Origin of the sequence: Paraburkholderia sp. BL27I4N3, from assembly GCF_003386115.1 — a bacterium.
In the GTDB taxonomy this organism is placed as follows: Bacteria; Pseudomonadota; Gammaproteobacteria; order Burkholderiales; family Burkholderiaceae; genus Paraburkholderia.
Genome location: NZ_QREJ01000001.1, coordinates 1 through 25,229, shown reverse-complemented (window position 1 = coordinate 25,229; position 25,229 = coordinate 1). Strand labels below are relative to the sequence as shown.

General features: G+C 60.0%; 15 protein-coding genes, 2 tRNA genes, 3 rRNA genes and 2 pseudogenes. 3 read left to right on the top strand and 19 right to left on the bottom strand.

What is annotated here, in order from left to right:
* Window positions 1-10: 10 nt before the first annotated feature.
* From murF to coq7, 7 genes are all read right to left on the bottom strand, one after another.
* On the bottom strand, window positions 11-1,423 hold the full coding sequence (gene murF, locus B0G71_RS00110) for a UDP-N-acetylmuramoyl-tripeptide--D-alanyl-D-alanine ligase (RefSeq protein ID WP_116138938.1): 1,413 nt from the start codon (window positions 1,421-1,423) through the stop codon (window positions 11-13).
* A complete protein-coding gene (locus B0G71_RS00105; RefSeq protein WP_116138936.1) occupies window positions 1,420-2,967 on the bottom strand; it encodes a UDP-N-acetylmuramoyl-L-alanyl-D-glutamate--2,6-diaminopimelate ligase in 1,548 nt (515 codons plus the stop codon). The genes murF and B0G71_RS00105 overlap by 4 nt, the downstream gene beginning before the upstream one ends.
* Entirely contained in the window at window positions 2,964-4,829 is a 1,866-nt protein-coding gene (locus B0G71_RS00100) for a penicillin-binding protein 2 (protein WP_116138934.1), read from the bottom strand. Before B0G71_RS00100 ends, B0G71_RS00105 begins: the two co-directional genes overlap by 4 nt.
* Window positions 4,826-5,176 carry a cell division protein FtsL gene (gene ftsL / locus B0G71_RS00095; protein WP_106285157.1) on the bottom strand — a complete coding sequence of 117 codons (351 nt, stop codon included), beginning with the start codon at window positions 5,174-5,176 and terminating at the stop codon, window positions 4,826-4,828. Before ftsL ends, B0G71_RS00100 begins: the two co-directional genes overlap by 4 nt.
* On the bottom strand, window positions 5,173-6,126 hold the full coding sequence (gene rsmH / locus B0G71_RS00090) for a 16S rRNA (cytosine(1402)-N(4))-methyltransferase RsmH (protein ID WP_106285156.1): 954 nt from the start codon (window positions 6,124-6,126) through the stop codon (window positions 5,173-5,175). The genes ftsL and rsmH overlap by 4 nt, the downstream gene beginning before the upstream one ends.
* 15 nt (window positions 6,127-6,141) lie before the next feature.
* Window positions 6,142-6,570, bottom strand: a complete 429-nt coding sequence (gene mraZ / locus B0G71_RS00085) for a division/cell wall cluster transcriptional repressor MraZ (RefSeq protein ID WP_012434430.1) — start codon at window positions 6,568-6,570, stop codon at window positions 6,142-6,144.
* 410 nt (window positions 6,571-6,980) lie between these two features.
* Complete coding sequence (coq7, locus tag B0G71_RS00080; RefSeq protein WP_116138932.1) at window positions 6,981-7,619, bottom strand: 2-polyprenyl-3-methyl-6-methoxy-1,4-benzoquinone monooxygenase; 639 nt, start codon at window positions 7,617-7,619, stop codon at window positions 6,981-6,983.
* Between the two features lie 303 nt (window positions 7,620-7,922).
* Here coq7 and B0G71_RS00075 point away from each other — a divergent pair, with 303 nt between their 5' ends.
* Window positions 7,923-9,092 carry a porin gene (locus B0G71_RS00075; protein ID WP_116138930.1) on the top strand — a complete coding sequence of 390 codons (1,170 nt, stop codon included), beginning with the start codon at window positions 7,923-7,925 and terminating at the stop codon, window positions 9,090-9,092.
* Between the two features lie 212 nt (window positions 9,093-9,304).
* Here B0G71_RS00075 and B0G71_RS00070 read toward each other — a convergent pair whose 3' ends face one another.
* Together B0G71_RS00070 and B0G71_RS00065 are read right to left on the bottom strand one after the other, a co-directional pair.
* Window positions 9,305-10,978: a long-chain fatty acid--CoA ligase gene (locus B0G71_RS00070; protein WP_116138928.1), complete on the bottom strand. Its 1,674-nt coding sequence runs from the start codon at window positions 10,976-10,978 to the stop codon at window positions 9,305-9,307.
* A 146-nt stretch (window positions 10,979-11,124) separates the two neighbouring features.
* Entirely contained in the window at window positions 11,125-13,203 is a 2,079-nt protein-coding gene (locus tag B0G71_RS00065) for a molybdopterin-dependent oxidoreductase (RefSeq protein WP_116138926.1), read from the bottom strand.
* Window positions 13,204-13,390: 187 nt separating this feature from the next.
* Between B0G71_RS00065 and B0G71_RS00060 the strand changes: the two genes are divergently transcribed.
* A complete protein-coding gene (locus B0G71_RS00060) occupies window positions 13,391-14,587 on the top strand; it encodes a M20 aminoacylase family protein (protein ID WP_116138924.1) in 1,197 nt (398 codons plus the stop codon).
* Between the two features lie 135 nt (window positions 14,588-14,722).
* Here the strand turns inward: B0G71_RS00060 and B0G71_RS00055 are convergent, their stop codons facing one another.
* From B0G71_RS00055 to B0G71_RS00010, 10 genes and pseudogenes are all read right to left on the bottom strand, one after another.
* Window positions 14,723-15,214, bottom strand: a complete 492-nt coding sequence (locus B0G71_RS00055; RefSeq protein ID WP_116138922.1) for a hypothetical protein — start codon at window positions 15,212-15,214, stop codon at window positions 14,723-14,725.
* 14 nt (window positions 15,215-15,228) lie between these two features.
* On the bottom strand, window positions 15,229-16,743 hold the full coding sequence (gene tnpC / locus B0G71_RS00050) for an IS66 family transposase (protein ID WP_116138920.1): 1,515 nt from the start codon (window positions 16,741-16,743) through the stop codon (window positions 15,229-15,231).
* A 103-nt stretch (window positions 16,744-16,846) separates the two neighbouring features.
* Window positions 16,847-17,194 carry an IS66 family insertion sequence element accessory protein TnpB gene (gene tnpB, locus B0G71_RS00045; protein WP_116138918.1) on the bottom strand — a complete coding sequence of 116 codons (348 nt, stop codon included), beginning with the start codon at window positions 17,192-17,194 and terminating at the stop codon, window positions 16,847-16,849.
* Window positions 17,188-17,604, bottom strand: coding sequence for an IS66 family insertion sequence element accessory protein TnpA (tnpA, locus tag B0G71_RS00040; protein WP_116138916.1), 417 nt, complete (start codon window positions 17,602-17,604; stop codon window positions 17,188-17,190). Before tnpA ends, tnpB begins: the two co-directional genes overlap by 7 nt.
* A 173-nt stretch (window positions 17,605-17,777) precedes the next feature.
* Window positions 17,778-17,891: ribosomal RNA gene (gene rrf, locus B0G71_RS00035) — 5S ribosomal RNA — on the bottom strand.
* Between the two features lie 200 nt (window positions 17,892-18,091).
* Window positions 18,092-20,972, bottom strand: a 23S ribosomal RNA gene (locus tag B0G71_RS00030).
* Window positions 20,973-21,295: 323 nt separating this feature from the next.
* Window positions 21,296-21,371: transfer RNA gene (locus B0G71_RS00025), tRNA-Ala, on the bottom strand.
* Between the two features lie 52 nt (window positions 21,372-21,423).
* Window positions 21,424-21,500, bottom strand: a tRNA-Ile gene (locus B0G71_RS00020).
* A gap of 81 nt (window positions 21,501-21,581) precedes the next feature.
* Window positions 21,582-23,111: ribosomal RNA gene (locus B0G71_RS00015) — 16S ribosomal RNA — on the bottom strand.
* The 16S, 23S and 5S rRNA genes sit together here with 2 tRNA genes alongside, the layout of an rRNA operon.
* Window positions 23,112-23,601: 490 nt before the next feature.
* Window positions 23,602-24,377, bottom strand: a pseudogene (locus tag B0G71_RS00010) (enoyl-CoA hydratase).
* 137 nt (window positions 24,378-24,514) lie between these two features.
* Between B0G71_RS00010 and B0G71_RS00005 the strand changes: the two are divergent.
* Window positions 24,515-25,229, top strand: a pseudogene (locus B0G71_RS00005) (aldehyde dehydrogenase family protein); the annotation flags it as partial.

The window sequence follows — 25,229 nt, the reverse complement described above, 5'->3', positions numbered from 1 at the left end:
TCCTTCTATTTCAATGTGCGGCGGGCGTACTGCCCGCTGCGTTGGGTTGTGGACTCGTTACGGCGTCCACCACGCGCTCCATCTGCATGAAGCGCGAGCCTTTCACGAGAAGCGTTGCGCCAGGACCGAAACCGGCCTGCTGCAATTGCGCGACCAGCGTGCCGATGTCGGCGACGTGATGCGCGTTCGCGCCATACGCGGTGCAGGCGTCGCGCGAGGCGTCGCCCATTGCGTACAGCGCGTCGATACCGCGTTCCTTGGCGTAAGCGCCGATTTCGCGGTGAAACGCCGGACCGTTGTCACCGACTTCGCCCATGTCGCCCATCACCAGGACGCGCGGCGCGGCGCGCGAGGCGAGCACGTCGATCGCGGCGCGCATGGAATCGGGATTGGCGTTGTAAGTGTCGTCGATGACGGTGGCGCCGGCGAGCGAGCCGAGTACGGCCTGCTTCACCTGCAAGCGGCCCTTCACGGCGCCGAACGATTCGAGGCCGCGCTTGATCGCGTCGAGCGACACGCCCGCGGCCAACGCTGCCGACGTTGCGGCCAAGGCGTTATGCGCGTTGTGGTCGCCCAGCACTTTCAGCGTGACTTCGATTTGGCCTTCCGGCGTGTCGATGCTCAGGACGTTGCCGGCGAACGTGCCTTTTACTGCGGCTTCGGTGGTGCGCTCGGCGGAGTTCAGCGCGAAGTCCATGATGCGATTGCCGGTTGCGGCCACGCGCCAGATGCTCGCGTAGGCGTCGTCGGCAGGGAACACCGCCACGCCCTCCGGCGACAGCGCGTGAATCACGCTTGCATGTTCGAGCGCGACCGCTTCGACCGTCGCCATGAATTCCTGATGCTCGCGCTGCGCGTTGTTCACCACGGCGACCGTCGGCTCAGCGATCTTCGCGAGCTCCGAGGTCTCGCCCGGATGATTCATGCCCAGTTCGACCACTGCCAGTTGGTGCGCTGCGTGCAGACGGAACAGCGTGAGCGGCAAGCCGATGTCGTTGTTGAAGTTGCCCGCGGTCGCGAGACGCGCGTCGGCGCCGACGGCGGCGGCGAAAATCGACGCGATCATTTCCTTGACCGTGGTCTTGCCGTTGCTGCCCGTCACCGCGACGAGCGGCATGCTGAACTGGCGGCGCCAGCCGCGTGCGAGCGCGCCGAGTGCGATGCGCGTGTCCGTGACTTTGAGCGCCGGCACAGTCCAGTCTTGCGGCGTGCGCGTGACGAGAACTGCGCTCACGTTGCGCGCGGCGACGTCCGGCAGAAAGTCGTGGGCGTCGAAGCGATCGCCCTTGATCGCGACGAACAGATCGCCGGGGCCCGCGCTGCGGCTGTCGGTCGAGACGCGTTCGAAGGTAACGCCCTCGTCACCCAGCACGGTTGCGCCCGAGATCAGCGCAGCAGCTTCACGCAGAGAGAACATGTTCATTCGCCACCTCCGCGTGCGTGCGTCGCGCGCGCGGCTAGCGCGAGGCGAGCGTGGTCCTGATCCGAGAAAGCGCGTTTCTTGCCCATGATTTCCTGTGTTGCTTCGTGCCCCTTGCCGGCCAGCACGATGACGTCCTCGCGCGCGGCGCTGCGGATCGCTTGCAGAATCGCGCTCGCGCGGTCCTCGATACGCCGCGCTTTCGACGCGTCTTTCATGCCCGCCGCGATCTGCTCGATGATGGCTTGCGGATCTTCGCTGCGCGGGTTGTCGCTGGTGACCACGACGCCGTCGGCGATTTTCTCGGCGATCGCGCCCATCAGCGGACGCTTGGTGGCGTCGCGGTCACCGCCGCAGCCGAACATACAGATCAGTTCGCCGCCGCGCGCGGTCGCCATCGGGCGCAATGCTTCGAGTGTTTTTTCCAGCGCGTCCGGCGTGTGCGCGTAGTCGATCACGACGAGCGGTTCGTCGTTCTGCAAGCGGCCACCGAGCCGCTGCATGCGGCCGTTCACCGATTCGAGCTTTGCAAGTTCGGCCACGGCGGCGTCGAATGGGACGTCGGCGGCGAGCAGTGCGCCCAGCACACCGAGCAGATTGCTGACGTTGAACGCGCCGAGCGTCTGCACTTCGACTTCGGCATCGCCCCAATCGGAAGTACTCAGATGGAACGCGGTGCCTGTGGCCGTAGCGCGCACATTCGAAGCGAGCAGAAGCGCGTCGGCTTGCGGGGCGTTTTGCAGCGTTTCGTCAAGCCCATAGGCGATGGTGCGTGCACGACCTTGCGTGCTCGCGAGCAAACGGCGGCCGGCTGCATCGTCGCGATTGATCACGGCCGCGCGCAGTTCCGGCCAGGCGAAGAGACGCGCCTTGGCCGCTTCGTAGGCTTCGAACGTATGGTGATAGTCGAGATGGTCCTGCGTGAGATTCGTGAACACGGCGACGTCGAACGCCGTGCCGTTCACGCGCCCCTGATGCAACGCGTGCGACGACACCTCCATGGCCACTGCCTGCGCGCCCGCGTCGCGCAACTGCGCGAGACTGCGCTGCAATTGCGGCGCGTCGGGCGTAGTAAAGCCGGTGTGCACCAGGTGGCCCGGCAAGCCGGTGCCGAGCGTGCCGATGATCGCGCAACGCGTGCCGAGCGCCGTCAGCGCCGCCGAGATCCACTGGCTGCACGAGGTCTTGCCGTTCGTGCCGGTAACGCCGAGCGTCAGCATGCTGTCGCTCGGATCGCTGTACCAGCCGCTCGCGATCGAACCCGCCAGTTCGTTCAACGCCGGCACGGCCAGCGTGTTCGACGGATCGATCGCGCCGCTGAAGCCTTCGGGCTGAACCAGCGCGGCGGCAGCGCCACGTTCGATCGCGCCGTCGATGAACGGGCGGTTGTCCGCGCCATCCACGGCATAGGCGAAAAACGCGTCGCCGGGTGCGAGCGAGCGCGTGTCGGCGTGCAGATGCGCGCCTGGCTGCACGTGAGCATGCAGCCAGGCGAGGGCGTCGGCGATCTGCCGCTGTGCGGGATGCTTCTTCCGCAACATGCTCATCGCACGACTCCCGGATGGCTTTTCGCGTTCGCGGAAATCGTCAACTTCTTCGCGCCGGCGCTGGTGGAGGGCTTCTTGGCCGTGGCCGGCGTGGCGGGCGCGGTCGGTGCGGCCGGTGCCGAATCGTCCGACACCACCATTTGCTTGACCGGCATGTCCGGCGGCACATTCAAGGAGCGCAGCGTGTCGCCGACAATGCTCGAGAACACCGGACCCGACACCTGACCACCGAAGTGACTGCCCGCTGTCGGTTCGTCGACCGAGACGGCGACGACGATGCGCGGGTTCGGCATAGGCGCCATGCCGACGAACGACGCGCGATATTTGGAGTGATCGTAGCCGTGCGCGCCGTGCTTGTACGCCGTGCCGCTCTTGCCGCCGACGCGATAGCCCGGCACCGCCGCATCCGGCGAGGTGCCGCCCGGCGCCGTGACGGTTTCGAGCATGGCGCGCACTTGACGTGCGGTAGTAGGCGCGAAAATCTGCGGGCCGGTGGCCGGCTGATCGCCAGGCGTGCGGAAAATCGACACCGGCATGATCTCGCCGTCGTGCGCGATTGCCGTATAAGCACGGCCCAACTGGAACAGCGACACCGACAGACCGTAACCGTACGACATGGTGGCCTGCTCGATGCGGCGCCAGCTCTTCCACGGACGCAGACGGCCGGCCGCCGCGCCCGGGAAACCGACCTTCGGCGCCTGACCGAGACCGATGCTGGTGTACATGTTCCACATCTCTTCGGGCTTGAGCTGCATGGCGATCTTCGTCGCGCCGATGTTGCTCGACTTCTGGATCACGCCGCCCACCGTCAGCACGCCGAACGCGCTGTCGTCGGTAATCGGCGCGCCGTCGAGCACGAAACGGCCGCCGCCTGTATCAACCAGTGTAGTCGGCGTGACGCGGTGCAGATCGAGCGCGAGCGAAACCGTGAACGGCTTCATGATCGAGCCGGGCTCGAACGTGTCGGTCAGGATGCGGTTGCGCAGCTGATCGCCGGTCAGGTGTGAACGGTCGTTCGGGTTGTAAGTAGGGTAATTGACGAGCGCCAGCACTTCGCCGGTGCGCACGTCGATCACCATGGCCGCGCCGGCCTTGGCCTTGAATTTCTCGACGGCCGCCTTCAGGTTCGTGTAGGCGATGTACTGAATCTTGCTGTCGATCGAGAGATCCACGTCCTGGCCGTTGTGCGGCACGACCTGCTCGTCCACGTCTTCGATGATGTGGCCCATGCGGTCCTTGATCACGCGGCGGCTGCCCGACATGCCGGCGAGCAGCTTCTGGTCGCCGAGCTCGACGCCTTCCTGGCCTTCGTCTTCCACGTTAGTGAAGCCGATCAGGTGGGCCGTGATCTCGCCTTCCGGATAGAAGCGCTTGTACTCGTCGCGCGCGTAAATGCCGGGGATCTCCAGCGCGGCGACTTTAGCGGTGACATCCACCGGCACCTGGCGCTTGACGTAAACAAAGGTCTTGTCTTCCGAGAGCTTGGCGCGCAGTTCCTTATTAGTCATGCCGAGCAGTTTGCCGAGCGACGTGAGCTTGTCCGCGCCAAGGTCGTCCGGCACCGATTCGGGAATCGCCCAGATCGCGCGCACCGGCAGACTCGTGGCCAGCACGAGACCATTGCGGTCGAGAATCTTGCCGCGCGTGGCCGGCAGTTCGAGCCGGCGCTGATAGCGGATTTCACCCTGCTTCTGATAGAACGCGTTGCCCGGACCCTGGATCCAGAAGGCGCGCGCGGTCAGCGCGACGAACGCCATGAACAGCAGGAACACGACGAGTTTCGAGCGCCACATCGGCAGGCGCACCGACAGGATCGGATTGGCCGAGAAAGCCACGCTCTTGCGAGTCGACGATTTTTTCATCGCACGCCTCCGCGACGGGTCGGTGCCGGCGCCGATGCCGGGCCGGAAGTCGGAATCGGTGCGTCTTCGGCTTTCGCCGCGCCCGGATCGAGCGTCAGGTACTGGGTGCGGCCGGTGGCGACCGATTGCATCTTCAGGGAATCAGTGGCGATAGTCTCGATGCGCGACGTTTTCGACAGCGCGCTCTGCTGATATTGAAGTTGCGAATAATCCTGCTGCAGTTGACGCTCCTGCGATTGAGCGCGCTGCAACTGGATAAAGATCTGGCGCTGCTGATTGGTAGCATTGACGACGGACAGAGCGCAGCCCATCACGATGATCAGCAGGAAGATGTTGAGACGATTCATGGTGCGATCCGCTCCGCCACACGCATCACGGCAGAACGGGCGCGCGGATTCGCGGCGACTTCAGCGTCGCTTGCGAATACGCGGCCGATGATTTTGAGCGGAGGGCTCGGCAGATCGACTGCGCGAATCGGCAGACGGCGATCCACCGTCGGCGTACTCGCGTGCGCCTGCATGAATCGCTTGACGATCCGGTCCTCGAGCGAATGAAAGCTGATGACCACCAGCCGCCCCCCTTGCTCCAACAGCGACAACGCTGCTTCTAAAACGACTTGCAGCTCCGCAAGCTCTTGATTGATGTGAATCCGTATAGCTTGAAAGGTGCGGGTTGCCGGATCCTTGCCCTTCTCACGGGTTTTGACGACGTTAGCCACGATTTGGGCAAGCTCGCCCGTGCTGACGAGAGGCCCAAGACGGTCGGACTCTGCCCGGCGAGCAACAAGCGCCTTTGCAATCTGAAAAGCAAACCGTTCTTCCCCATAATCTCGTATCACCTCCGTCAATTCCTGCACCGTGGCCCGCGCAAGCCAATCAGCCGCCGATTCGCCGCGCGTCGGGTCCATCCGCATGTCGAGCGGGCCGTCGGCGCGGAAGCTGAAGCCCCGCTCCGGATCGTCGACTTGCGGCGACGACACGCCCAGATCCAATAAAACGCCCGACACCCGTCCTACGCCGCGCTCCGCAATCGCGGTGCGCAGTGAAGCAAAACTCTCGTGCACGATGCCGAAGCGCGGATCCGCAATCTGCTGCGCCGTGGCGATGGCGAGCGGGTCTTTGTCGAAAGCGATCAGACGCCCCGACTCAGCCAGCTTTTCCAGCACCAGGCGGCTATGCCCTCCGCGCCCGAACGTGCCGTCCACATACACGCCGTCTGCGCGCGTAACCAGCGCCTGGACCGCTTCTTCCAGCAGCACCGTGCGATGCTGCAATTCGTTTCCCATCGCAGGTGCCATATATGTAAACCGCGATCAGAACGTGAAATCTTTTAACGCGTCGGGCATGCCCTCGGCCATTGCCGCCTGTTCCTTCGCGGCGTATGTTTGTGCATCCCACAACTCGAAGTGACGACCCATGCCAAGCAAGGTCACTTCTTTTTCCAATCCACCAGCCGTGCGCAATTCCGGCGATACGAGCACGCGCCCTGCGCCGTCCATTTCAACGTCCATTGCATTGCCGAGAAAAATGCGCTTCCACCAGGTCGCGTTCATAGGCAGCTTGTCGACCTTGTCGCGGAAAATTTCCCACTCCGGGCGCGGAAAGAGCAACAGGCAGCCGTCCGGGTGCTTGGTGATCGTCACCCGGCCCTCTGCCTGTGTCTGCAGCGCATCCCGATATCGAGAGGGAATAGACATCCGCCCTTTCGCATCGAGCGTCAGCGCCGACGCCCCTTGGAACACTTCGCTCTCCCCATTTGGCGCATTGGCGCGCCAGCTGCCCGACCCATGAAAATCTACCCGAAACCGCTTGTGAGATCACACAAAAATACACTTTCTCACACTGTCTCCCACTTTAGAGGAACGCTAAACGGGGGTCAAGGGAGATACGTGCTTTTCCAGCGAATTTTGTTTGTTAGAACAAGGACTTAGCGCGACTCCTTCACGTCGCGCATAAAACGGAAAACCGTTATAAATGAACGAGCTAGTGCAGCTTGTGAAGGTGATACGTGAAAAGTGCTGGGGAAAGGCGCGGAATGAAAGAGATCGTTAAGCGGGATCGGCAAACGTGGGATGGCGTTTCTGGGTGCTTCAGGCGAACGGCGCGAGGCGCCGTCCCACTTTCGAGATGTACGTGAACAGTTGGCTTTGACTTATATGTAATAGGCGGTGCGCGTCATGACTTTCGACACGGCGCGCATCAGCGCGCGCGCGGGCAACGGCAGCTCGAGGCCGCCGGCTTCCATCGCCGCCTTGCCGTGTTCCGCTTCGTCCGCGCGCATCTGCTCGACGATTGCGCGCGACTCGTGATCGGCTGCCGGCAGTTCGTTCAGATGGCCGTCGAGATGCAGTTCCACCTGACGCTCGGTTTCGGCCATGAAGCCGAGGCTAACGCGGTCGCCCATGCGCCCTGCCGCGAGTCCGATTGCCAGCGCGCCTGCATACCAGAGCGGGTTCAGCAGGCTGGGGCGCGAGTCGAGCGCTTCGAGACGTTTGGAAGTCCACGCGAGATGATCTTCTTCCTCGATCGCCGCGCGATTGAACACGGCCCGCAAGGACGGCGATTTGGTCGCGAGTTTCTGGGCCTGATAGAGCGCCTGGGCGCAGACCTCGCCGACGTGATTCACGCGCATCAAGCCGGCCGCATGCGCACGCTCGGCCGGTGAAAGTTCGACCGCCGGTTCGGTCACCGCGGATTCTTGCGGCACCGGCAACGGACGACTCATCCGCGACACGCCGGTCATTGAGCGTAAACCCCGATCAAACTCGCTAATCAACTCGTCCAGAAACATTCAGCACTCCCTCATTCGACAACCGCCTTACCGATCCGCCAGGTCGGCTCGACAAGGCTTTGCGGTGCAAAACCGCCTTCGCAAAAACCTTCAAACCGCATGAATCGGGCGGCCAATTTCTGATTTTAGACCATGTTGCGTAAACGAAACAGGAGCCTTCGCGCCCCGCTCCTTTTTCTTTGTGCCATGTATGCCTTTTGTTACATTACGTGCAACTTCTCGCGAAGTTGGACATGCAAGGCCTCAACGCTAGATAAATATTCTGCCTTGTACAAAAGATTCGTAATCCTTGGAGATCATTCGATGAAAAAGTCGCTTCTCGCTCTCGCAGCACTGGGCGCATTCGCAGGCGTCGCACATGCTCAGAGCAGCGTGACCCTGTACGGTATCATTGACGAAGGCTTCAACATCAACACCAACTCGGGTGGCAAGCACCTGTACAACCTGTCCAGCGGCGTCATGCAAGGCTCGCGTTTCGGCCTGCGCGGCACGGAAGATCTGGGCGGCGGTCTGAAGGCAATCTTCGTGTTGGAAAACGGCTTTGACGTGAACAACGGCAAGCTGGGTCAAGGCGGCCTGATGTTCGGTCGTCAAGCTTACGTTGGCCTGTCGAGCCAGTTCGGTACGGTCACGCTGGGTCGTCAGTACGACTCCGTCGTCGACTACGTCGGTCCGCTGGAAGCCGGCGACCAATGGGGCGGCTACATCGCTGCTCACCCGGGCGACATCGACAACTTCAACAACGCGTACCGCACCAACAACACGGTCAAGTACACGAGCGCTGATTACGGCGGCCTGAAGTTCGGCGGCACGTACAGCTTCGGCGGCGTTGCCGGCAACGTCACGTCGAACCAGATCTGGTCGTTGGGCGCTGGCTACAACAACGGTCCGTTGGTCTTGGGCGTTGGCTATTTGAACGCACGCAGCCCGGCAGCTTCGGGCGGCCTGTTCAACAACGGCGGTACGGCTGCAACACCGGCCGCAGCTGTGACGTCGCCGGTGTACGCTGGCTTCTCGTCGGCTAACACGTATCAAGTGATCGGTGCAGGCGGCGCTTACACGTTCGGCGCAGCAACTATCGGTGCGACGTACTCGAACATCCGCTTCGGCAACCTGGGCGCTTCGTTCGCATCGCCGTTCAAGGGCCAGTCGGCTACGTTCAACAATGCAGAACTGAACTTCAAGTATCAGTTGACCCCGGCATTGCTGGTCGGCGCAGCGTATGACTACACGCGCGGCGCGGAAATCAACGGCAACTCGCGTGCTCAATACCACCAAGGCTCGCTCGGCGTGGATTACTTCCTGTCCAAGCGCACGGACGTGTACGTGATTGGCGTGTACCAACACGCTCTGGGCGATACGATCAACGCAGCGGGTGCTACGGTCAACGCAACGGCAGGCATCAACGGCCTGTCGGGCTCGTCGAACCAGAACCAACTCGCGGCTCGCGTCGGTATCCGCCACAAGTTCTAATAAGTCGTAAAAAAGCAGTCTGCCTCAAAGGCGCCTTCGGGCGCCTTTTTTTATGGCGCGCGCTGCCAACTGGTTTCGCGATGCGATTGCTATGAGAAAGAAAAGGCCCGGCAGACTTGCGTCTGCCGGGCCTTTTTCGCTTACTCGCCGCTTCTTGTCACCATCTTGTCAGCTTCTTGCCGGCTTCGTGCCCGATCAGTGTGCGATTCCGCCTACGCCCGTCCGTCGCGCAACTCACGGCGCAGAATCTTGCCGACATTGCTCTTCGGTAGTTCAGTGCGAAACTCGACGATCTTAGGCCGCTTGTAGCCTGTCAACTGCTGCTTGCAGTACGCGAAGATGTCGGCATCAGTGAGCGCCTGATCCTTTTTCACGACAAACAGTTTCACTGCTTCGCCCGAATGCTGATCCGGCACGCCCACCGCGGCGACTTCGAACACGCCCGGCAGTTTGGCGACCACGTCTTCGATTTCATTCGGATAGACGTTGAAACCGGACACCAGAATCATGTCCTTCTTACGGTCGACGATCTTCACGAAGCCGCCGTCGTTCATCAGGCCGACATCGCCCGATTTGAAGAAGCCGTCCGGCGTCATCACCTTCGCGGTTTCGTCGGGCCGGTTCCAGTAACCCGCCATGACCTGCGGGCCGCGGATGCAGATTTCGCCAGGCTGGCCGAGCGGCACTTCGTTGCCCTCGTCATCACGAATCGAGATTTCGGTCGACGGCAGCGGCAGACCGATCGTTCCGCTGTATTCGGTGACCGTGACCGGATTGCAGGTCACGCACGGCGACGTCTCCGACAAACCGTAGCCTTCGATAATCGGCGTATGAGTCTCTTCGTACCAGCGCTTGGCGACGGCTTCTTGCACCGCCATACCGCCGCCATTCGCGGCGATCAGCTTCGAAAAATCGAGCTTATGGAAATCCGGGCTATTCAACAACGCGTTGTAGAGCGTGTTGACGGCGGGAATCGTCGTGATCGGATAGCCTTCGAGCGCCTTGATCATGCCTGGAATGTCGCGCGGATTCGGAATGAGTACGCCGAGGCCGCCGGTGCGGATCGTCAACAGACCGCACACGGTCAGCGCGAACACGTGGTACAGCGGCAACGCTACGACGGTGACGAACTGACCGATATCCGTGCGATTCGCGCGAACCGGATCGAGCCAGATCTCCGACTGCAGCACATTGGCAATCAGGTTCCGATGCAGCAGGGTCGCGCCCTTGGCCACGCCTGTCGTGCCGCCCGTGTACTGGAGAAACGCGACGTCGTCAGGGCCCTGCTGGACCGCTTTGAAATTCTGGCGCGCGCCTTCCGCGATGGCGGTGTTGAACTTGACGTGGCCCGGCAGACTCCAGGCCGGCACCATCTTCTTCATCTTGCGCACGACGAAGTTCACCAGCGTGCCCTTGATCCCCATCAGGTCGCCCATCGCGGCCACCACGATGTGCTTGATCGACGTGTTGCGCACGATCGCCTGCAGTGTGACCGCAAAATTCTCAAGCAGAATGATCGCTTCCGCGCCGCTGTCCTTGAGCTGATGCTCGAGCTCGCGAGGCGTATAGAGCGGGTTTACGTTCACGACCACATAGCCCGCGCGCAAGATAGCTGCAATGGCCACCGGATATTGCAGCACGTTGGGCATCATGATCGCGATGCGCGCGCCGCGGGCCAGGCCCTTCGACTGAAACCATGCGGCGAGTTTGCGCGAAAGCGCGTCGAGCTCGCCGTAGCTGATCTCCTTACCCATGCAGACGAACGCCGGTTTGGCGCGATGCTCGCGGAAGGCTTCTTCGAGCAGTTCTCCCACCGACGAATAGCGGCTCGGGTCGATCTCTGCGGGAACGCCGGGCGGATAAGATTTCAGCCAGATTTTGTCCATGCAGCGTCTCCTCCTTTATTTTCGAATGGTCGTGCTAAAAACGCATCGTAGCATGGGCACCTCGGTGCTATTCGCGAAAAGCGGCCTGGTTAGACTGCAGCCTCGAACCCGTGCGGGACGCGCGCTGCGGGGTGACTGAGCGGGTTTCAGAGGCGTTCGACTTCGACCAGGCAGTCGTAGAACGTCGCCGAGCCGCCCAGATCGGTGAGCGCCTGGCTGGTGAGTTGATTGGCATTGCGACCGTCGGGCGCGAGCTTTTTCCACCAGATCGACAGGCCGACCACGAGCCCTTTACGGGCTTTATCCGTGACGCGCACGCACGCCTGCATGGAACCGCGATCGTTAAAGATCCGCACCCGAGCGCCATCGACGATCTCCCGCGATTGGGCGTCGGCCGGATGCATGTCGAGGTGCGGCTCGCCCTCCGTCGAACGCAGACTTTCGACGTTCACGAAGGTGCTGTTCAGGAAGTTGCGGGCCGGCGGCGAGATCATCGCAAGCGGGTAGCGGGCGGCTAGCTCCGGTGCGCCGTCGGCGGATTCGTAGGGCGGCAGATAGTCCGGGAGCGGGTCGAGCCCCTGCTGCGCGAGCCGTTCACTATAGAACTCACATTTGCCGGACGGCGTTCGGAAGCCTCCTTCTGCGAAAGGTGCATCGGGCAGGTTCAGCCGGGCCCAGCCGGTTTGCTTCAACGTCTCCCAATCCACGCCTTCGAGCGTTTTGTCCTGCCAGCGGAACGCGTTTTTGGCGACCGTCTCGTCGCTTTCGAATAGCGCCGGCTCGCTTAACCCCATGTGACGCGCGAAGCCGCGGAAAATCTCCGTGTTCGGGAGTGCGCCGCCAACCGGAGCGATTGCCGGCAAGTTGACCATCACGTGCGTGTGGCCGTATGACTTATGGACATCGAAGTGTTCGAGTTGAGTCGTTGCGGGCAGGAGCAGATCGGCGTAGTCGGCGGTGTCGGTCTGGAAATGCTCCAGCACGATGGTGAAGAGATCCTCACGCGCGAAACCCGCTGCCACTCGCTCGGAATCCGGCGCGACGGCCACCGGATTCGAGTTGTAGACGACGATCGCTTCGACTTTAGGGCCGAACGCAGCGTCGCCCTTGTGCAGCAACGCATCGCCGATTGTATTCATATTGATGACGCGGCTGACCTTGGACGGCCAGCCCGGCATCAGGTCCGGACGCTGCAATGCATGCGAGTCGACCGGCGCCCAACCGCCCGAAGACAGCAGCACGCCACCCGCTCTTTCGCGCCACGCGCCCGTCAACGACGGCAGGCAGGCGATAGCGCGCACGGCATTGCCGCCGCCACGCACGCGCTGCAGACCATAATTCATGCGGATCGCGGCCTTTTTAGTACCACCGTAAAGTCGCGCAAGATCGATGATAACGTGTTCATCAACGTCGCAAATTCCAGCAGCACGCGAGGGCGGGTAATTCAGCGCGCGGGCCTTCAGTTCATCAAAGCCTAATGTGTGGGCCTCAATGTAAGCGTGATCGAGCAGATTTTCCGCGATCAACACGTTCATCATGCCGAGCGCCAAGGCACCATCGGTGCCGGGTTTCAGGGCGATATGCTGATGGCACTTTTCGGCGGTCAGCGAGCGGTAAGGATCGATCGCGATCAGCTGTGCGCCGCGGCGTTTGGCCTGTTGAGCGCGGGTCCAGAAATGCAGGCTCGATGCGATGGGGTTGGCCCCCCAGATGAGGATGACCTCGCTCTCGTCGAAAAACTCGGTGAGCATGCCAAGGCTCGCGCCATAGGTGTACTTCAAACCGGCGGCGCCGGCGGACGCGCAGATCGTCCGGTCCAGTTGCGATGCGCCGAGCTTGTGAAAGAATCGTTGCGCGATGCTGTCGCCCTGGACCAAACCCATCGTGCCGGCATAGCTGTAGGGGACAATCGCTTCTGGCGCGCGACGCGCAATCTCCGAGAGACGGCCTGCCGCGAGCTGGAACGCCTCATCCCAACTGATCGGCTCAAAGCGGCCCTCGCCTTTACGGCCGACACGCTTCATCGGCGTCGTCAATCTTTGCGGATGATGCACGCGCTCAGCATAGCGACTGACCTTGGCGCACAGCGCGCCTTGCGTCGGCGGATGTTCGGGATCAGCGACGACCTTGATCGCACGTCCAGCCGCGACCGTCACTCGCATCGCGCAGGTGTCGGGGCAGTCGTGCGGGCATACGGCGCGGGCGAGTTCGGTCGGAGCATTCATCGGCGATCCTTTCAAGAAGGCGGTGAGCGGTGTAGCAATGCCGGATTCTATTACGGCAATTGCTGCGTGGCCTGCGCGCTGCCGCCAAAAAGGCCTTGGGCGTAGAATCGGTTATTACCGTGCCCGGGCCGGTGTGGCCCCGAGCGATTCCACGCAAGCCAAAGCACAGAAGCGTTACCACTCCATCATGAAACTTATCCCCGAAATCCAAGCCGCTCACGGCGAAATTCAGACCCTCCGACGAACAATCCATGCTCATCCGGAACTGCGTTACGAAGAAACGGCGACGGCCGATCTGGTGGCGCGAACGCTCGAGTCCTGGGGCATCGAAACTCATCGAGGGTTGGGCAAGACCGGCGTCGTCGGTGTGCTGAAACGAGGCAATGGTTCACGCTCCATTGGTCTGCGGGCCGATATGGATGCGTTGCCGATACAGGAACTGAACAGCTTCGACCATCGATCGAAAAACGACGGCAAGATGCACGCGTGCGGCCACGACGGACATACCGCGATGCTGCTCGGCGCCGCGCGGCACCTGGTCAAACATGGCGAATTCGACGGCACAATCGTGTTCATTTTCCAGCCTGCCGAAGAAGGCGGCGCAGGTGCGCAGGCCATGATCGACGACGGCCTATTCGCGAAATTTCCGGTCGACGCCGTATTCGGTATTCATAACTGGCCGGGCATGCCGGCGGGGCACTTCGGCGTGACCGAAGGTCCAATCATGGCATCGAGCAACGAATTTCACATTGAAATCAAAGGCGTGGGCTCGCACGCCGCGCTGCCGCACAACGGCCGCGATCCCGTCTTCACTGCCGTCCAGATTGCGAATGGATTGCAGAGCATCATCACGCGGAACAAGAAGCCGCTCGACACCGCCGTGCTGTCGATCACGCAGATTCACGCCGGCGACGCGGTCAACGTCGTCCCGAACAATGCGTGGATCGCAGGCACCGTACGGACGTTTACGACCGAGACGCTAGATCTGATCGAAGCGCGCATGCGCAAGATCGCGGAGAGCACGGCCGAGGCCTACGATTGCTCGGTCGATATTCGTTTTCACCGAAACTACCCGCCGACGATCAACAGCAGCGAGGAGGCCCGCTTTGCAGCGACGGTGATGAAGGAAATTGTCGGTGCGGATAAAGTCGACGACGCGGTCGAACCAACGATGGGGGCGGAGGACTTCTCTTTCATGTTGCTCGCCAAACCGGGCTGTTACGCGTTCCTGGGTAATGGCGATGGCGGGCACCGAGATTCGGGCCATGGCGCGGGTCCGTGCATGCTGCATAACGCGAGCTATGACTTTAACGACGAGTTGTTGCCGATCGGCTCGACGTACTGGGTACGGCTGGCACAGCGGTTTCTGGCGCAGGGCAAATAGAATACTTTAGAGGGGTTGGCGGCGGTGAATGGTTCGCCGCCGAGCCATCCCTCGTTGCGCTATGAATGGTTTCTGTGGATGGGAGTGAGGTGATTTGTATCCGTCAGTGGAACCCGCGTTGACGGTGTCGCGCGGTTAGATGTCGACGATCTTGCGCAACAGAGCGTAAGAGACCCGCCAATGGCCTTCAGAATCATTAACAGCGATGGACGCGGTTTTTGCGTTGAGCCGGACGATGATGCCGACCCGCTCGCTCAGATGTTTGTCGGTGAAGCCGACGGTGTCGCCAATGAAGAATTCCTCTCGCTGAGCTCGCGGTGGCGGCGACGGAGACGCGTGAGTAGGGCCGCTCGCAGTGTCAGGAATAACCGCCGCGTATAGCACCGACCAACGCTGACGGCTCTGGTTGTCCTGGATCACCGCCTGGGTTTGCCGCAACTCCACCACCGTTCCGTGCGAAGGTGGTGCGAGCGGATCGCCCCCGATATAGCTGACCTCCATTCCCAGATGCAAGCGTTGACGTACCTCGAGAATGCGTCGCGGGTCGTCCAGCATTTTGCCGATGGCGAGATAGAGGCGATACAACTCGGCGCTGGGCGCCTGCCGAAGCGAGTCGAGAATGTCCATGAATGTGTAGGCGTTTAACGGGCGAGCGGCAACAGTTCGTGCACGCGGTTGACAGGATACGACGGCAACATCTCAAGTGTGCCCTTGAGCCATGCATAAGGCTCGAAGCCGTTCAGGCGAGCCGTACCGAGCAGTGAATACATCGTGGCTGCGGCTCTTGCGCCTCTCGGCGAGCCTGCGAACATCCAGTTCGCCCTCCCGAGAGCAATCGGTCTGATTTGCCGCTCTAACGCATTGTTGTCCGGCAGCAGGATACCGCTATCGGTGTAGCGAATCAGGGCCTGCCAGTGACGTAACGCATAGCCGAAGGCTTTCGCGAGCGGCGCCTGAGCCGGCAAACCGATGACGTTACCTTCCAGCCATTGCCGGAACTGCATGAGCACCGGCAGCGCCTCGGTTTGCCGCGCCGCGTATTTGATGTTGGGCGTGTGGTCTTTGATCCGCGACTCGATCGCGTACAGGCGGGCAATCCACTGCAGCGCCTGCGCCGCGAGTCCCGGTTTGCTCTGCGCCTTCGCGATTTCAACGAAGCGTCGGCGGCAATGGGCCCAGCATCCGACCTCGACGATGTTTCCGGTTTCGTAAAGTGCGCCATGCCCGCTGTATGCGTCCGCCTGCAGGTAACCTTTGTACTTCTGCAGGTACCGCAGCGGATGCGAACCGGAGCGCGATTCGGCGAACTCGAACACGACCGCCGGCGGGTGGTCGACCCAGACACCATTCTCTTCGCGTTGGCCGGCGCCAAGATAGCCCCATAATCGCGCGGTGCGCGTCGCCGTGCGACCCTTCTCGAGTAACGGCAGCGTCGTGTCATCCACGTGCATGCGGGGGGCCTGCAACTGGTGAGCCCGTAGCGGTGGCAGCAGCACTTCGAGCAGTTCGGCTGCCGCCAGCTTCCATTCGCACAGCGTTGCCCGGGGCAGGTGCACACCGCGTCGTGCATAGCGCATCTCCTGCCGGTTCAAAGGCAGGTGATCGACGTAGGTGTTGACCAGGATGTTAGCCAGCAGGCTCGCGCTCGCATTGCTCTTCGGCAGCGGCGAGGGCTGGGCACTTGCGGTCACGATGGTCGACTCGCCATCCTTCTTCGCCGCGTACTTGAAACGGATATGCTCAATAACGGTGAGCGTGGACGGCTCGTAGTGCAGCGTCTCGCTGCGCTCTTCGCCGATGCGCTCGAGCGTATCGAATGCCGCCTTCTGCTCATCGCTTAGATCATATTCAACGTGCTTGCGCGGCAGGTCCTTCGGCAGGGCCGGACGTCCCTTGCGGGTGTGGCCTGCGACCGGAACCTCGGCGGGCTCGGGCGGAACGGGTAACACCGTGGTGGCATCGAACAGTTCCGCCTGGCCCGCCAGCCGCTCGGAGCTGACCCCGAAGCGGGCACGGTTCGCCTGGGCAATCTGGTGTTGCAGCGCTTCCAGCTGCTCCCACAGCACGCATGCCAGCCGGTTCTGTTCGAGCGCGAAGGCTTGCAGTGCGTCGGGCTCGACCGGCAATTCCGCGACAGTGATAGCGGTGGGCGGCATGGCTAGACAGTGATAGCGGTGGGCGGCATGGCTATCATGATGCCCAACTCGCGCTACGTTTACAAGATCGGGGAGCGTCGTATCTGCGCAGGTGACAGCGTGTTCAGCTCACGCGCGTCACCGCGATGGCGCGATGCGGCTCGCGCGCCGGGATCTCAATGCCTTCGAGCCAGGCGTTGAGTTCGGCGAGCGTGAAGCCGCGTTGCGCGAGCGCCAACGGCGATGGAAAGCGGCCCCGTTCAAGGCGCTTGTACCAGAGTGCGAAGCCGGTGCGATCCCAGTATAGGCATTTGACTTTCGAGCGGTCCCGCCCGACGAACACGAACAGATTGCCCGAGACAGGGTTCTGGGCAAGCAGTGGTTCGACCAGATACGACAGGGCGTCGATGGATTTGCGCATGTCGACCGGCTCACGGCAGATATACGCACGGACCTCCGCTGCGATCAGCACCGGCTACCGCCGAGCTGTCCGAGCACGAAACGCACGATGCGCTCGGCATGAGCACCGGTCAGCTCGATGCGAACACCGGCGAGCGACAACGTCACCCGATCACGCGAAGACGACAAAGCGTCCGCCGTCGACGGTGGAGCAGGTGTGGCTGGCGCGGCGTCCGGATGGGAAACGATAAATGCCGCGTCTGGTGTGAACGCGAGCGGGTGCGCCTCTGCACGTGGCTCGCTCGAGAGCTTCTTGCGCCACAGGCCGAAGGTACTGACGGCGAGCCCCTGCTCACGACAGAAACGTCGAAGGCCCAGTCCGCTTGTGGTCCACGCCATGACCATCTCGCGCCAGAATGCTTCGCCTTGGCGGGGGCGTCGTGCGCCCGTCGGTACGGCGGCCTCTCCCGTTGCGTCGTCCATCGCATTGCTCCTCGTTACGATGGCATCACCTTCGCACCGCGCTTACGTGCATTCAAGACGGGATGCGCTGACGGATACGATGATTTATCCCGTGGCTTTTCTACGTGTATGGGGGCGGGGTAAACGCAGAAACCCCACCTTTTCGGGGTGGGGTTTCTGATTGCTGCTGGGGAGCCTGACGATTACCTACTTTCACACGGGTAATCCGCACTATCATCGGCGTGGAGTCGTTTCACGGTCCTGTTCGGGATGGGAAGGGGTGGGACCGACTCGCTATGGTCATCAGGCATGACTTGTTGCTGCACTGCTCGTGGAGCAATACAGCCAATCTGGAAGAAGTAGCTGAGAGGATGCCTCTCATGTTGCTTTGGGCTGTGTTGTTTCTGGCACAACACGATCACTTAACCTGAGTGTCCTTGCCCCCTTCGGGGGTGGGATGCCCGTCAGTGCTGAAGCACTGACGATCATCGCGAAACACACCTGTTATAGGATCAAGCCTTACGGGCAATTAGTATCAGTTAGCTTAACGCATTACTGCGCTTCCACACCTGACCTATCAACGTCCTGGTCTTGAACGACCCTTCAAGGGGCTCGAAGCCCCGGGGATATCTCATCTTAAGGCGAGTTTCCCGCTTAGATGCTTTCAGCGGTTATCTCTTCCGAACATAGCTACCCGGCGATGCCACTGGCGTGACAACCGGTACACCAGAGGTTCGTCCACTCCGGTCCTCTCGTACTAGGAGCAGCCCCCTTCAAATATCCAGCGCCCACGGCAGATAGGGACCAAACTGTCTCACGACGTTTTAAACCCAGCTCACGTACCTCTTTAAATGGCGAACAGCCATACCCTTGGGACCGGCTACAGCCCCAGGATGAGATGAGCCGACATCGAGGTGCCAAACACCGCCGTCGATATGAACTCTTGGGCGGTATCAGCCTGTTATCCCCAGAGTACCTTTTATCCGTTGAGCGATGGCCCTTCCATACAGAACCACCGGATCACTATGACCTGCTTTCGCACCTGCTCGACTTGTCGGTCTCGCAGTTAAGCACGCTTATGCCATTGCACTATCAGCACGATTTCCGACCGTACCTAGCGTACCTTCGTACTCCTCCGTTACACTTTGGGAGGAGACCGCCCCAGTCAAACTGCCTACCATGCACTGTCCCCGATCCGGATTACGGACCAAGGTTAGAACCTCAAACAAACCAGGGTGGTATTTCAAGGGCGGCTCCACGCAGACTGGCGTCCACGCTTCAAAGCCTCCCACCTATCCTACACAGACCGGTTCAAAGTCCAATGCAAAGCTACAGTAAAGGTTCATGGGGTCTTTCCGTCTAGCCGCGGGGAGATTGCATCATCACAAACACTTCAACTTCGCTGAGTCTCGGGAGGAGACAGTGTGGCCATCGTTACGCCATTCGTGCAGGTCGGAACTTACCCGACAAGGAATTTCGCTACCTTAGGACCGTTATAGTTACGGCCGCCGTTTACCGGGACTTCAATCAAGAGCTTGCACCCCATCATTTAATCTTCCGGCACCGGGCAGGCGTCACACCCTATACGTCCACTTTCGTGTTTGCAGAGTGCTGTGTTTTTATTAAACAGTCGCAGCCACCAGTTTATTGCAACCCCTTCACCCTCTGCGCGCAGGCGCATCAGGCTACAGGGGCGTACCTTATCCCGAAGTTACGGTACCAATTTGCCGAGTTCCTTCTCCCGAGTTCTCTCAAGCGCCTTAGAATACTCATCTCGCCCACCTGTGTCGGTTTGCGGTACGGTCTTGTTAAACTGAAGCTTAGAGGCTTTTCTTGGAACCACTTCCGATTGCTTCTTCACCGAAGTGAATGGCCTCGCACCCTTGAATCCTGCGCCCGGATTTGCCAAAGCGCCTTCTCCAATGCAAGGACCGGGACTTCCAACACCCGGACAACCTTCCGCGATCCGTCCCCCCATCGCATTTAACAATGGTGCAGGAATATTAACCTGCTTCCCATCAGCTACGCATTTCTGCCTCGCCTTAGGGGCCGACTCACCCTACGCCGATGAACGTTGCGTAGGAAACCTTGGGCTTACGGCGAGGGGGCTTTTCACCCCCTTTATCGCTACTCATGTCAGCATTCGCACTTCCGATACCTCCAGCACACTTTCCAGTGCACCTTCGCAGGCTTACGGAACGCTCTCCTACCATGCACATAAATGTGCATCCGCAGCTTCGGTATATTGCTTAGCCCCGTTACATCTTCCGCGCAGGACGACTCGATCAGTGAGCTATTACGCTTTCTTTAAAGGATGGCTGCTTCTAAGCCAACCTCCTGACTGTTTTAGCCTTCCCACTTCGTTTCCCACTTAGCAATATTTGGGGACCTTAGCTGGCGGTCTGGGTTGTTTCCCTCTTGACACCGGACGTTAGCACCCGATGTCTGTCTCCCGTGATTGCACTCTTCGGTATTCGGAGTTTGCTATGGCGTAGTAATCCGCAATGGACCCCACAACCATGACAGTGCTCTACCCCCGAAGGTGATACACGAGGCACTACCTAAATAGTTTTCGGAGAGAACCAGCTATTTCCAGGTTTGTTTAGCCTTTCACCCCTATCCACAGCTCATCCCCTAACTTTTCAACGTTAGTGGGTTCGGACCTCCAGTACGTGTTACCGCACCTTCATCCTGGCCATGGATAGATCACCTGGTTTCGGGTCTACACCCAGCGACTGAATCGCCCTGTTCGGACTCGCTTTCGCTACGCCTGCCCTAATCGGTTAAGCTTGCCACTGAATGTAAGTCGCTGACCCATTATACAAAAGGTACGCCGTCACCCCTTCGCAGAGGCTCCGACTGTTTGTATGCATGCGGTTTCAGGATCTGTTTCACTCCCCTCCCGGGGTTCTTTTCGCCTTTCCCTCACGGTACTGGTTCACTATCGGTCGATCACGAGTATTTAGCCTTGGAGGATGGTCCCCCATCTTCAGACAGGATTTCACGTGTCCCGCCCTACTTGTCGTACACCTAGTTCTTCCTCGCTGTTTTCGTCTACAGGGCTATCACCTGCTATGGCGGCACTTTCCAGAGCCTTCGACTAACAATGAAGATAAAGAGTACAGGCTGGTCCCATTTCGCTCGCCACTACTCTGGGAATCTCGGTTGATTTCTTTTCCTGCGGTTACTTAGATGTTTCAGTTCACCGCGTTCGCTTCACGTAGCCTATGTATTCAGCTACGGATGACCCATACGGGCCGGGTTTCCCCATTCGGATATCGGTGGATCAAAGCTCGTTTGCCAGCTCCCCACCGCTTTTCGCAGGCTACCGCGTCCTTCATCGCCTGTGATCGCCAAGGCATCCACCACATGCACTTGTTCGCTTGACCCTATAACGGGTGTGTCTCCTGCATGATCCACGGGGAATCACACGCTCGCCACCCTCGCTACAGGTTGAGTATTCGTGTTGCGCCGTATTCCAAAAGCGATCTTTCGATCTCTCTTTTCATACATTGATACAATCACAACCCTGATTCACCTACTCAACCACCCATCTCTAAGTGATCTTTCGTGAATCTCTTTACTACTTCTTCCTGATTGTTAAAGAACGACAGCCGATATAAAGCTCTGCTTCATATCACTCTGACTGGCTCAATCGCCAATGCACAACGCTCTGCCTTTTACTGCCCGCAGAACGCTACGCATTGAGGATTGGTGGAGGATGACGGGATCGAACCGACGACCCCCTGCTTGCAAAGCAGGTGCTCTCCCAGCTGAGCTAATCCCCCAGTCATACAGCTACCCCAGAGGTTCAGACGATCAGCACACCAGACAAGACTTTGGTGGGTCTGGATGGATTCGAACCATCGACCCCCGCCTTATCAAGACGGTGCTCTAACCGACTGAGCTACAGACCCCTGAGTCTGTCCTGATTTCACAGCCGATAAGCGTGAGCGCTCAACGCATTGCTTTTACACAACTGACGCGTTTAGCTCGAGAAAGGAGGTGATCCAGCCGCACCTTCCGATACGGCTACCTTGTTACGACTTCACCCCAGTCATGAATCCTACCGTGGTGACCGTCCTCCTTGCGGTTAGACTAGCCACTTCTGGTAAAACCCACTCCCATGGTGTGACGGGCGGTGTGTACAAGACCCGGGAACGTATTCACCGCGGCATGCTGATCCGCGATTACTAGCGATTCCAGCTTCACGCACTCGAGTTGCAGAGTGCGATCCGGACTACGATCGGTTTTCTGGGATTGGCTCCCCCTCGCGGGTTGGCGACCCTCTGTTCCGACCATTGTATGACGTGTGAAGCCCTACCCATAAGGGCCATGAGGACTTGACGTCATCCCCACCTTCCTCCGGTTTGTCACCGGCAGTCTCCCTAGAGTGCTCTTGCGTAGCAACTAGGGACAAGGGTTGCGCTCGTTGCGGGACTTAACCCAACATCTCACGACACGAGCTGACGACAGCCATGCAGCACCTGTGTTATGGCTCCCTTTCGGGCACTCCCACCTCTCAGCAGGATTCCATACATGTCAAGGGTAGGTAAGGTTTTTCGCGTTGCATCGAATTAATCCACATCATCCACCGCTTGTGCGGGTCCCCGTCAATTCCTTTGAGTTTTAATCTTGCGACCGTACTCCCCAGGCGGTCAACTTCACGCGTTAGCTACGTTACCAAGTCAATGAAGACCCGACAACTAGTTGACATCGTTTAGGGCGTGGACTACCAGGGTATCTAATCCTGTTTGCTCCCCACGCTTTCGTGCATGAGCGTCAGTATTGGCCCAGGGGGCTGCCTTCGCCATCGGTATTCCTCCACATCTCTACGCATTTCACTGCTACACGTGGAATTCTACCCCCTCTGCCATACTCTAGCCCGCCAGTCACAAATGCAGTTCCCAGGTTAAGCCCGGGGATTTCACATCTGTCTTAGCGGACCGCCTGCGCACGCTTTACGCCCAGTAATTCCGATTAACGCTTGCACCCTACGTATTACCGCGGCTGCTGGCACGTAGTTAGCCGGTGCTTATTCTTCCGGTACCGTCATCCCCCCACCGTATTAGGGCGGAGGTTTTCTTTCCGGACAAAAGTGCTTTACAACCCGAAGGCCTTCTTCACACACGCGGCATTGCTGGATCAGGCTTGCGCCCATTGTCCAAAATTCCCCACTGCTGCCTCCCGTAGGAGTCTGGGCCGTGTCTCAGTCCCAGTGTGGCTGGTCGTCCTCTCAGACCAGCTACAGATCGTCGCCTTGGTAGGCCTTTACCCCACCAACTAGCTAATCTGCCATCGGCCGCCCCTGTAGCGCGAGGTCCTAAGATCCCCCGCTTTCATCCACAGATCGTATGCGGTATTAATCCGGCTTTCGCCGGGCTATCCCCCACTACAGGACACGTTCCGATGTATTACTCACCCGTTCGCCACTCGCCACCAGGATTGCTCCCGTGCTGCCGTTCGACTTGCATGTGTAAGGCATGCCGCCAGCGTTCAATCTGAGCCAGGATCAAACTCTTCAGTTCAAACCTGTTACTGTTTTTCGGTTCAGTTAAGAACCGGTCGCTCACTCAACGTACTGACGAATGATCTCTCCATCTTTCAATGGAAAAACCTTCCTTTCATTACTGTGTGAGACTTGATACTTTCGCTTCTTCCGGCAGATCCCGAAGGACCCGCCGGCGCGTCGCGCATCAAGCGCCCACACTTATCGGCTGTTAATTTTTAAAGATCGATTACGCATTCACTACCGAACCCGCACCGCCAGTCGTCAACATCACAACCACCCGGCACCACTTCGTTCTGCGTCGCTGCATCAGCAGCAGAGAAACGAGATTATGAAGAACTTCCGCTACGCCGTCAACAGGTTTTTCTAACTTCCTGAACCTGCCCGCTTCGCTGAAAGCCTTGCCACTGCTGGCTCTCCCGCCTCCCGTGCCCCGTTGTCCGAAGCACGAAAGAGCGAGATTCTAGCGAGCCGGACCCCGCCTTGCAAGCGTTATTTTGACAAGCATATTAACGATGCTTGAAAACCGGTTTGCGCTTCTCGACAAATGCGGCCATGCCCTCCTTCTGATCTTCGGTGGCGAAGAGGGAATGGAACAGGCGGCGCTCGAAATGCACGCCTTCTGCGAGTGTCGTTTCATAGGCGCGGTTGACCGATTCTTTCACCATCATCACGGCCGGCAACGGGAATTCAGCGATCGTCGCAGCCGCAGCCACTGCCTCATCAACCAAGGACGCAGTTGGAATCACACGCGACACCAATCCTGCGCGCTCGGCTTCGGCGGCATCCATAAATCGCGCGGTCAGGCAGAGGTCCATCGCCTTTCGCTTTGGACACGGCACGCGGCAGGCGCTGCGTACCGCCTGCGCCAGGCATGATGCCGAGCTTGATTTCCGGCTGGCCGAACTTTGCCGTGTCGGCGGCGAAAATGATGTCGCACATCATCGCCAGTTCGCAGCCGCCACCGAGCGCAAAGCCCGCCACCGCCGCAATAATCGGCTTACGAATGGAGCGAACGGTCTCCCAGTTGCGGGTAATGTAGTCACCCTTGTAGACATCCATATAGGTATAGGTGGACATCATGCCGATGTCAGCACCAGCCGCGAACGCCTTTTCGCTGCCCGTGACCACGATCGCGCCAATCGCGTCGTCGGCATCGAACTCGCGCAACGCCGCCCCAGTTCGTCCATCAATGCGTCATTTAAAGCGTTCAACGCCTTCGGGCGATTCAACGTGACAAGCCGACCCGTCCCCGCGTCTCAACCAGAATGTTCTCGTAAGCCATTGCCGCCTCCTAAGGTTAGAAAAATTGCGCGCGAAAACGCTTCGCGCGGTCATCTTAATAATGCTACCATTCGCCAACCAACCGGTCGGTCAATTATTCGACAGTCTTTTCCCAACGTACAGCCAAGCCCTCTGCCCATGACACATCCGCTATTCACCAAGCACGAAGACACGCTGCAAAAGGCACTCACCGCGGTTGAAACGCGCGGCTACTGGAGCCCGTTCGTCGAAAATGCCCAGTCCGAAAGTGTACGGGGAAACAGCTTAATGCGGACGGCGAAGCCGCATTCAAAGCGCATCTCAACGCAACGTTCCAGCTGGACCAACCCTCGACGGGTGAAACCGTCGCGGCCGAAGTCTCACCGTTCGGATTCCCGCTCGGCGTGCGCTACCCGAAGGCCGACCCCGCCGCACTGATCGCGGCTGCCGCCGCTGCCCAACGCGAGTGGCGCGCAGCAGGCCCGCACGCATGGATCGGTGTCTGCCTCGAAATCCTTGCCCGCGTGAATCGCGCCAGCTTCGAAATTGGCTACAGCGTGATGCACACGACCGGCCAGGCATTCATGATGGCCTTCCAGGCCGGCGGCCCGCACGCACAAGACCGCGCGCTGGAAGCCGTCGTGTATGCGTGGGACCAGTTGCGCCGCATTCCCGGCGACGCCCATTGGGAAAAGCCGCAAGGCAAGAATCCGCCGCTCGCCATGCACAAGCGTTACACCGTCGTGCCGCGCGCGGCACCGGCCTTGTGCTCGGCTGCTGCACCTTCCCGACGTGGAACGGCTATCCGGGCCTCTTCGCCGATCTGGCCACCGGCAACACGGTCATTGTCAAGCCGCATCCGGGCGCAATTCTG